Source organism: Nocardia sp. JMUB6875 (assembly GCF_041154655.1).
Lineage (GTDB): Bacteria > Actinomycetota > Actinomycetes > Mycobacteriales > Mycobacteriaceae > Nocardia.
In genome coordinates, this window is the sequence record NZ_BAAFGR010000249.1 from 1 (window position 1) to 7,938 (window position 7,938).

At 66.2% G+C, this 7,938-nt stretch carries 9 protein-coding genes and 1 tRNA gene; 8 read left to right on the top strand and 2 right to left on the bottom strand.

Annotated elements, in window-relative coordinates; translation table 11 throughout:
• The 3 genes from ACAM49_RS36630 to ACAM49_RS36640 form a co-directional block, all read left to right on the top strand.
• A partial coding sequence (locus ACAM49_RS36630; RefSeq protein ID WP_369640117.1) for an alpha/beta fold hydrolase occupies window positions 1–191 on the top strand: 191 nt, incomplete at its 5' end.
• An 86-nt stretch (window positions 192–277) separates the two neighbouring features.
• Window positions 278–715 (top strand): hypothetical protein, encoded by a 438-nt coding sequence (locus ACAM49_RS36635; RefSeq protein WP_369640118.1) that lies wholly within the window; start codon window positions 278–280, stop codon window positions 713–715.
• Between the two features lie 142 nt (window positions 716–857).
• Window positions 858–929 (top strand) — tRNA-Val (locus tag ACAM49_RS36640).
• A 63-nt stretch (window positions 930–992) separates the two neighbouring features.
• Here the strand turns inward: ACAM49_RS36640 and ACAM49_RS36645 are convergent.
• Window positions 993–2,567, bottom strand: a complete 1,575-nt coding sequence (locus tag ACAM49_RS36645) for a hypothetical protein (protein ID WP_369640119.1) — start codon at window positions 2,565–2,567, stop codon at window positions 993–995.
• A gap of 264 nt (window positions 2,568–2,831) precedes the next feature.
• Here ACAM49_RS36645 and ACAM49_RS36650 point away from each other — a divergent pair, with 264 nt between their 5' ends.
• The 5 genes from ACAM49_RS36650 to ACAM49_RS36670 are packed head-to-tail and all read left to right on the top strand — an operon-like array spanning window position 2,832 to window position 7,009.
• On the top strand, window positions 2,832–3,587 hold the full coding sequence (locus tag ACAM49_RS36650) for a prolipoprotein diacylglyceryl transferase (protein ID WP_369640120.1): 756 nt from the start codon (window positions 2,832–2,834) through the stop codon (window positions 3,585–3,587).
• Window positions 3,584–3,943, top strand: a complete 360-nt coding sequence (locus tag ACAM49_RS36655) for a hypothetical protein (RefSeq protein ID WP_369640121.1) — start codon at window positions 3,584–3,586, stop codon at window positions 3,941–3,943. Before ACAM49_RS36650 ends, ACAM49_RS36655 begins: the two co-directional genes overlap by 4 nt.
• 17 nt (window positions 3,944–3,960) lie before the next feature.
• Entirely contained in the window at window positions 3,961–5,514 is a 1,554-nt protein-coding gene (locus ACAM49_RS36660; RefSeq protein ID WP_369640125.1) for a radical SAM protein, read from the top strand.
• Complete coding sequence (locus ACAM49_RS36665) at window positions 5,511–5,807, top strand: hypothetical protein (protein WP_369640122.1); 297 nt, start codon at window positions 5,511–5,513, stop codon at window positions 5,805–5,807. Before ACAM49_RS36660 ends, ACAM49_RS36665 begins: the two co-directional genes overlap by 4 nt.
• Before the next feature lie 59 nt (window positions 5,808–5,866).
• Complete coding sequence (locus ACAM49_RS36670) at window positions 5,867–7,009, top strand: LLM class flavin-dependent oxidoreductase (protein ID WP_369640123.1); 1,143 nt, start codon at window positions 5,867–5,869, stop codon at window positions 7,007–7,009.
• A gap of 15 nt (window positions 7,010–7,024) precedes the next feature.
• Here the strand turns inward: ACAM49_RS36670 and ACAM49_RS36675 are convergent, their stop codons facing one another.
• A complete protein-coding gene (locus tag ACAM49_RS36675; RefSeq protein WP_369640124.1) occupies window positions 7,025–7,687 on the bottom strand; it encodes a hypothetical protein in 663 nt (220 codons plus the stop codon).
• Between the last annotated feature and the right edge of the window lie 251 nt (window positions 7,688–7,938).

Genomic DNA, 7,938 nt, shown 5'->3' on the forward strand with positions numbered 1-7,938 from the left:
GCCCCCCGATCCCCGTCCTCATGCTCGCCTCCCGAGGCGACCGCCTCGTCTCCCACCACTGCTCCGAACGCATCGCCGAGACCCTCGACCTCCCGCTGCTCCTACACGACAGCGCAGGCCACGACCTCCCCCTTGACGATCCGACCTGGATCTGCGACCGCGTCACCACCTGGCTCGCCAACCCCTTGTGACCGCTCCCCGCCCCCGCGGCGTACTGTCCGCCGAGTGGATCAAGATCTCACCATCGAGTGAAAGATCATGAGAGAAGGGGAAATCCATGAATTCCGCACTTCGCAGAGTCCTCGGCCCAACCGCCGCCCTGGGCGCGCTGGCCGCCGCCGTAGCGGTGGCCGCCCCCAACGCCGCCGCAACCATCACCAGCCTCGACATCTCTCCCGGCCTGAGTTTCGGCAGCTCCACCTCCTACGGCGTCGGCTGCACCTACACGATCTCCGTAACCGCCAAGCCCAACACCTCAATCTCCCTGTTCGACCAAAACACCGACAACAACCCCCCAGCCGGCTACTGGACCAACTTCAGCCCCCTCGGCATAGTCACCGACGCCACCGGCAAGGGCTCCACCACCTGGTACCCGGCCTGGAAAGGCCTCCACACCATCACCGCCCAAGAATTCGGCTCCGACCAACCCTTCACCATCACCGCCACCGCAGGCACCGGCACCAAGCTCGGCCCAGCCTGCATAGTCTCCGCCTGATCTTCCAGCCGGATCGCTCTAGACCGTTCGGAAACCCCAGGCCGCAGCCCGATTTGGTGTTCCAGTGGGTCAACACGCTAAAGTTCTCTAGCCTGGCCCGGTGGGAAACCCCAAGCCGGCCAGCCGCCCCGGCGGCACCCGCGGTTCTATAGCTCAGCGGGAGAGCACTCGCTTCACACGCGAGGGGTCGCTGGTTCGATCCCAGCTAGAACCACAACACAGCGCAGCCGCAGGCCGGATGGCCTGCGGCTGCTGATAGGTATCAACCCGAACTAGGCTACGGGTTGGCTATGGTTACGGTGGAACCGTCGAGTTTTGTGAGAGAAATACTGAACTGCTCGTTGTAGGTGTGGGCGCGGTCTCGCAGATAACTCAGTGCGACAGCCTCGCCGAGCTGAATCGATGTCAATGTATCGCTGCGCCAATGAATTCCGGCGTGAATGCCGTGACCGAAGCTGATGTTGTCGGCGAGTTTGTGCAACTCTCCGTTGACGGTCAGCGGAGGTTCGCCCGCGGGGGCGGTGTACTTGCCGGTGGATTTGCCGTCGGAGGACGCCACGATCGGATTCTTCAGGACGAAGCTTCCGTCGAAGAAGAACTTCAGCGCCGTGATGCAGGCTCCGGCGACCGCGCCGTGCCCGGTCGGATAGGCGGGATGGGTCGGCGATCCTTCCGGAAACGCCTGCGAGAGCAGGTAACTGTTGTTCGCCGCGAAGCTGGCGGCGACCGCCTGCGAATCGACCACGGTGTCGCTGACATGGCCCTGGATCGAGCCGCCCTGGCCGGTGCGGAGCAGGTGAACAATCGCGCCACCCGATTCGGGACGGTGCCGCAGATGCACCCACCACTTCTGATACCAGACGGCCTTCAACGCCAGATCGGCGACGGTGGCGAGGGTAGCCGCGATATCCGGCTGGCCGAATGACGCGAAGCCGTTCTGGCTCTTGGAACCTCGGTAGGGATTGCCCGGGTTCAGCGGTGCGGGTCCACCGTTGTTGATGGTGTTCAACACCAGGTAGGCCAGGAAGTACGCCTGATAGAGCACATCGTCGTGGGTGTATGCGGCCAGTCCGCGCCCGTCGTGCAGATACAGCGGCTGCGCGAGCGGAGTGAGGCTTTTACCCGTCGGCTGACCGTTCTGCACCTGCTGGTACTCGGCGGGCGACAGCGCGAAGTCCTGGCCGGCCTTGTTCGTCACGTATCGCTGGGTGATGGGCAATGGTCCCAGCGCGGTCGGCTGCACGAGGAATTGCGACAGGTAGGGTCCCACCGATTCCCCGGCGAAAGTACCCCGGAACAGTAATTCCGGGGTCACCGCGCCGCTCGAGTCACGCGGTCCGGCATAGGCCCGCATGGACGACAACTCGGCCGCGGCCTTCATCGCCGTCGGATTGGACTTGTAATCGGTGACGGCGACATCGCGCAGCAGTGATGCCCAGTAGAGCTCGACGAGTTCGGTCGCGTACGCCTCGCTCGCCAGCGCCGGCGCCGGCGGCACCGCGAATTGGCTCACGTCCGCGCTGGACAGAGAAAAGCTCAACCCGCCCTGCGGACCATTCAGCGTGCGCGGCCCGCCCAGCACAATCTTTTCGAAGTCCGAGGGATTGCCGCTGCTCAAGGCCCGTATGAACGAGTCATAGGCGGCCAGGTCGACCAGGCCGATGCCCTCCTGCAGCACACCTTTGGTGTAGGTGCCGGACTTGTCGGCATACCTGGCCTCGTCGCCATTGTCGATCTGTGGCGGATTGGCGATGAACGAGTCGGCGCCGGTTGTCTGTGTACGTACCGCGGACGATCGCAGGACGCGGTCCTCTGTTGCGGGCGTGAGCCGTTGGTTGAGTGTGCTTGCCATGACGCTCCATTCGGGAGATTGTTCGGGCGCGAGTGCCGCGCCCCGAGTTGAGGTGCGTCGGCGTCCGCCCCGGTTCAATCCAGCCCCCGACAGACGAGCATCTCGCAGCGCCTGTGATCCACCCCAACCATCCCAAGTCTGCGCTCGCGGGCGTCCTCGGTCATGAGTAGTGAACTACGCGAGTCGCTGCCCGACGACTTCATCGAGCACGGGCGTCTGCGGGTCGCAAGGCGATCGTGAGGTGGGCTGGTTAGGCTCGCGGACATGCTGCCAGAGTTGGTCTTCGGGGTCCCGACGCACGGGTTCTTCGTCGGGCTCGGGGTCACGGTGGCGGCGGTGGTGTTCTTCCTGGAATGTCGGCGTCGGAATGCGCCGGCCGAACAATCGCTGATCGCGGTGACCGGGGCGCTCGTCGGCGGGGCTGTCGGGATGCGGTTGTCGAGCATCACCGAGACTCTGGACCCGTACGAGAGTTGGATGTTCGGGGCGCGCAGTGTGCTCGGCGGGCTACTGGGCGCGTATGTCGGGGTGCTGGTCGCCAAGAAGATCATCGGGTACAAGGAGCGCACGGGGGATCTGTTCGCGCCGGCGGTGGCGTTGGGAATGGCGGTGGGGCGCATCGGATGTCATCTCACCGAGGCGCCGGGGCGGCCGACGAGTCTGCCGTGGGGCGTGCACGCGCCCGCGACCACTCCGCGATGTCCCGGCTGTGTGAGCGGGCTGGCCATGCATCCCAGCTTCATCTACGAGATCATCTTCCAACTGCTGGCCTTCGCCGCGCTGCTGTGGCTGCGCACTCGTGTCACCGCCCCCGGCGAACTGTTCACCCTGTATGTTGCCGCCTACGCCTATTTCCGGTTCGCGGTCGAGTTCACGCGCGCCAATGAGACCGTGCTGCTGGATCTGACTCGGCCGCAATGGTTTCTGCTGCCGGGGCTGGTGGTGGCGGCGGTGCGGCTCGGGGTCGGCTACCGGCGCGGCACCTACGACGGGATCCTGGGACGAAAGGTCGCGGTATGAGTATGAATCCCCCGCCGTATCAGCCCTATCCGCCGCCGCCACCCAGCGGCGGCAGTGGTGGCACGGTCGTCGGCATGGCGATTGTCGGCTCGCTGGCGTTCATCGTCGTCAACGCGATACTCGGTGTCGTGGTGGTGCTCCTGGCCGGCTCGACCGGTTCCGGAGCCCAGACGGCGGTGCTGGCGGCCGGTGCCGTGGCGAGTGCTGCGTCGGCCTTCATCGGCGGCATACTCATGGCCCGCAACAGGAACGCGGTGGTCCGCGGATTGGGCATCGGCTTGATGATCGGCTGGGCGCTGGTCACGGTGTGCACGGTGGGGTTCTGCACCGGAGTCAATCCGGCGCTGTACAAGTAGGGGAGTTCGTGAACGGTATGCCGCTGCGCGGGGATCGAATCCTGCGCTATGTCAATGCATTCTGCCCGCATTGCCACGACGAGGCCCCGGAGCGGTCGCTGCACGAGGTGCAGCGGCTCTCGGGCTGGCTCGCCGAACGCGACGGGCGGGTCTATCTCGAGCGTGGCTGCCGTCGGCACGGCATGGTCCGCACCCTGTACGACGAGGATCCGGAAATCCTTGCCTACCTGGAGGAATGGACCGCCCCCACCAAGGCGCACATACCCGACCTGACCGGCAATTTCGAACCGGTGCCCGCCGCGTACCTGCGTGGGCTGCCGGAGATGCAAACCCAGCACACCTGCATCCTGCTCGCCGATATCGCCGACATCTGCAACCTGCGCTGCCCCACCTGCTTCGCCGACTCCGCGCCGGATCTGCGCGGCGTGGTGGCGGTCGAGGAGGTGCTCGCCAATGTCGACCAGCGCCTCGCACGCGAGAACGGGCGACTGGACGTGCTCATGCTCAGCGGCGGCGAACCGACACTGCATCCGGAGCTGGAACGGCTCCTCGACGAGCTCACCGCACGGCCGATCACTCGGATTCTGGTCAACACCAACGGTATTCGCATAGCCCGCGATGACGCACTGCTGGAACTGCTGACCCGGCATCGCGAACGTGTGGAGGTGTATCTGCAATTCGACGGCCTGTCCGAGGGCGCATCCCGACACCACCGCGGTGGTGATCTGCGACGGCTCAAGGCCGACGCGCTGCGCCGCCTGTCCACCGCCGAGATCTTCACAACGCTGGTCATGACCACCGCCCTGGGCGTCAACGACGGCGAGATCGGCGAGGTCCTGCGGGTCGCCCTCGATACCCCGTTCGTGGGCGGCGTCTCCATTCAGCCCCAATTCGGTTCGGGCCGTTCCGGACTCATCGACCCGATGAACCGCCTCACGCACACCGGCGTGCTGCGACGGCTGGGCCCGCAGACCGACGGTCTGGTGACCTGGCGGGATCTGACCGCCCTGCCGTGCTCGCATCCGCACTGCTGCTCGGTCGGGTATCTGCTGCGCGACGATGCCGGACAGTGGCGGTCCCTGGTCTCGCTGATCGGGCACGACCGGATGAAGGATCACCTGGGTCTGGTCTCCAATCGGATCGCCGACTCGCGGATCCCCGCCGAATTGCGCCTGGCCGTCAAGGAATCGCTGATGGGGCTGCTCTCGGAACAGTCCTCCCTGTCGCACCCGGAGATCGGCCGAGCGTGGTCGAGCATCTGCGAAAACTGTGACCTGGGCATGTCCACGCTGCTGACCCTGGCCTCCTCCGCCCTGCCGGGGCGCAAACGGAAACTGCGAAACCTCCTGGGCGAGCGGGTAGTCCGCGTGACGATCAAACCCTTCATGGACATGTCGACCATGATCGAGGAACGTCTCACCCAGTGCTGCGTCCACGTCGGCACCCGCGCCGACCAAGCCGACCAGTGCGCCCCCTTCTGCGCCGTGCAAGCCTGGCCCGCCCTGGCCCGCCAACGCCTGTCTTTGGCAGTCCCCGCCGAACGCACTCTGCTCCCGGTGGAGGTGCGATGAGCGAATCGCGCGGCGTCTACTACGACGAGGCCGCGCGCCGCCGGGCCGCCGACGACACGCGGCCCTATGACCCGCTCAACCTGTGCGTATTCGCCACCGTCGCCCTGCTGACCTGGTTGATCGGCCCGTGGGCGGTGGCCGCCTTCGGGCTCCTCGGCCTGGTCGGCTATGCCCGAGCCTGGCGAAAAGGCCTGCGACACAGCAGATGCTGGCTGCGCGACGTGCGCCTGGTGCTGCTCTACCTCGCGGTCCTGACCGCATTCGGGATGATGAGCGCTTTTCTGCGAATCTGACGGCGCCGCAAAGAATAATGGGAGGGGCCGGTGGGATCGCCGGGCGAGAGGAGACCATCATGGCGGACTCATCCGATCGGAAATCCTTTGCCGTGGGCACCATGGCCGGTATCAATCCGCCGTTGGGGGCGGCGCGGTTCGTGACGCGGATGGCGCGGCTCGGGCGGCTGGATTCGGTGCTGGCGACCGACCATTTGATCAGCGTGTTCCCGAAAGCGATCTGGGACACCGACTTCACCCCGCAGGCCAAGGCGGTGCGCAGCCCCGATGAGCAGTTCGATTTCGCCCCGCTGCTCGCCCATCTCGCGGGTGGGGCGGGGCGGGTGCAGTTGGGGGTCGGGGCGACCGACCCGCATCGGCGGCATCCGATCCTGTTGGCGCAGACGTTCCACACGCTGGCGCACATGACGAAGAAGCCGCCCATCCTCGGCATCGGATGCGGGGAGCGAGAGAACCTCGACCCGTACGGATTCACCTGGAATCGCCCGGTGGACCGCTTCGAAGAAGCCCTGCAGGTGCTGCGCGCCGCCCTGGACTCGAACGGCCCGATCAACTTCTCCGGCCGCTACTACCAAATCGACAATGCGCCAATGGATCTCACGGCCCCCGCCGACCGCATGCCGCAGATCTGGATCGGCGCCCACGGCCCCCGCATGCTGGAGTTGACCGGCCGCTACGCCGACGGCTGGTACCCGTGGGAATCCCAATCCCCCGACGAGTACGCCCGGAAACTGGCTCTGGTCCATGAATCCGCCCGTGCCGCGGGCCGCGACCCCGCCGCGATCGTCCCCGCCCAAATGATCAGCATGCTCACCGCTCGCACCCACTCCGGGATCAGCCGCATCCTCCGCGCCCCCGCGGTCCGCTACCTGGGCTTGTTCGCTCCCGCCGCGGTCTGGACCCGCTGCGGCGCGAAACATCCCTTCGGAGAGGACTTCCGAGGGCTGATCGACCTGATGCCGCACCGCCTCACCAAAACGGAGGTCCAGGAAGCAATAGCCGAAGTCACCGACGAGGTCCTCCACGAATGGCTCATCATCGGCACCCCCGCCGAAATCCTGTCCCGCCTTCGCGCCCTGGCCGACTCCGGCCTCCGCCACGCGATCCTCTTCCCCAGCTCCGCCCTCGTCTCCGCCGCCGACGCCGCCTACGGCTACGGCGTGGTCCTCTGGCTGGCCGACCGGCTACGCCGCTCGAGCTGACCACCGCCCAGCCGGTCAGGACAGGCCCGCCGCCAAGGAGTTCCAGAACGCTGTTTCGTAGTCGTGCAGCAGTCGTGCGGCTCGGGCGAGATCCGCGGGGGCCTCTCCGGCGGCGAGACCGGCCGCCACGACCTCCGTCGCCTGTGCGGCGAAATCCGGCGGGGAGTCCGCGAAAAAGGTGAAGAAGGCGATGGCCTCATCGGTGAGGTCATACCGTGCGCGCAGCGCAGAAGCTGTTCGCGCGCAGTAGCTTCCCCATTCTTCGAGATTGGTCAGCATAGCGAGCGCCACCTCGGCCGCCGTCCCGAAAAGCGCGCGCTGCGCGAGGTAGGCCGGATACGCCTGGGCGAGGGCCTGCGGTTCGTAGGCCTCGAGGTCCTTCTCCCCGAGTCCGAGCGCAGCGGCGAAGTCGTGCAGGAGCCGCAGGGCCTCCGATTCGCCCTGTGCCAGAGCCAGAAAGAAGCCACCGGAGGGCGGTTCCGGATATCGAGCGGCCAGTAGCGCAAAACTACGGCGGTCGCTATCCACGATGCGGTATTCCTCCCCAGCAAGCCAGACCAGCCGCTCACGGGGAACCCTGCCGCGTTCCAGCAACTCCAGAAACCGATTACCGTCCGCGCCGCCCGAGACCTGCTCCCGCACGCGTTCTATCAACTCCTCGACAGCGTTCTCGGCCATGAATCCAGCTCAGCACCAACCACCGCCCAGGTCAACGATTGTCACTAACCTCAACCCGTTGCCAAAGAACCCACACGACGCCTACTTTCGGCATGTCATGTCCGAGGCGACCGCCGCGGCTGGAGAGATGCGGACCGTCCGGGTCTGTCCAGATAACGGTGTAACTCGGGTTGATTGGGTTAGTTCCGTCCGGCGGTGAGTCGGCCGTCGAAGGTGATGTCGAAGGCGTTCAACGCCGCTTTCCAGCGGGT

What these genes read in the sequence shown, in the direction of transcription:
- ACAM49_RS36645 (WP_369640119.1), bottom strand. Translation starts at nt 2,567, where the DNA reads ATGGCAAGCACACTCAACCAACGGCTCACGCCCGCAACAGAGGACCGC.
- ACAM49_RS36665 (WP_369640122.1), top strand. Translation starts at nt 5,511, where the DNA reads ATGAGCGAATCGCGCGGCGTCTACTACGACGAGGCCGCGCGCCGCCGG.
- ACAM49_RS36675 (WP_369640124.1), bottom strand. Translation starts at nt 7,687, where the DNA reads ATGGCCGAGAACGCTGTCGAGGAGTTGATAGAACGCGTGCGGGAGCAG.
- ACAM49_RS36650 (WP_369640120.1), top strand. Translation starts at nt 2,832, where the DNA reads ATGCTGCCAGAGTTGGTCTTCGGGGTCCCGACGCACGGGTTCTTCGTC.
- ACAM49_RS36670 (WP_369640123.1), top strand. Translation starts at nt 5,867, where the DNA reads ATGGCGGACTCATCCGATCGGAAATCCTTTGCCGTGGGCACCATGGCC.
- ACAM49_RS36660 (WP_369640125.1), top strand. Translation starts at nt 3,961, where the DNA reads ATGCCGCTGCGCGGGGATCGAATCCTGCGCTATGTCAATGCATTCTGC.
- ACAM49_RS36635 (WP_369640118.1), top strand. Translation starts at nt 278, where the DNA reads ATGAATTCCGCACTTCGCAGAGTCCTCGGCCCAACCGCCGCCCTGGGC.
- ACAM49_RS36655 (WP_369640121.1), top strand. Translation starts at nt 3,584, where the DNA reads ATGAGTATGAATCCCCCGCCGTATCAGCCCTATCCGCCGCCGCCACCC.